The 558-nt window shown below is 72.4% G+C and carries 1 pseudogene; it reads right to left on the bottom strand.

The features are described from left to right. Window positions 1–5: 5 nt before the first annotated feature. A pseudogene (locus tag CCN51_RS50135) lies at window positions 6–558 on the bottom strand (AMP-binding protein); the annotation flags it as partial.

The raw sequence follows: 558 nt of genomic DNA, 5'->3' as shown, positions 1-558 counted from the left end.
CCGGGTCAGTCCGCGGTCAGCGGCTGAGTGGCCGCCGCGTACGTACCGGAGCACACCGCCTGCCAGATGACGCGGCGCCGGGGCTTTCCGCTGGAGGTGACCGCGATTCCGCCCTGGGGCACCTCGACGGACAGCAACTCGGCGTCGCCGAGCCATTCGGACAACACCTCATGCGCGATCCGCCGCCACTCCGGCCGTACCCCCGCGAACACGACCACCCCGCTGGGCGTGGCGTCGCGGACCCCGAGGAGGACGGCGACCCGGCGCTCGGGGACACCGCGCTGATGCAGCAGGGTCTCCAGGCTCTCCGCGAACACCATCTTCCCGCTGACCTTGAGCCCGTCGCCCAGCCGGCCGATCACAAACAGCTGCCCGTCGCGCAGAAACCCCGCGTCTCCGGTGCGCAGCCCCTCCTCGCCGAGGCTGGTCCCGGAGGCGGAGCCGGTGTCGCCGAGGTATCCGCTCGCGATCGACACCCCGCTGACGACGATTTCACCGACCCGCCCGTCGGGGAGCCGCACCCCGTCCTCGGACACGATCGTCACCGTACGGCCCGGC

Origin of the sequence: Streptomyces milbemycinicus (assembly GCF_002154605.1) — a bacterium.
GTDB classification, from domain to species: domain Bacteria; phylum Actinomycetota; class Actinomycetes; order Streptomycetales; family Streptomycetaceae; genus Streptomyces; species Streptomyces milbemycinicus.
Note: the sequence above shows the minus strand (reverse complement) of the source record. Positions and strands in the feature narration are given on the sequence as shown.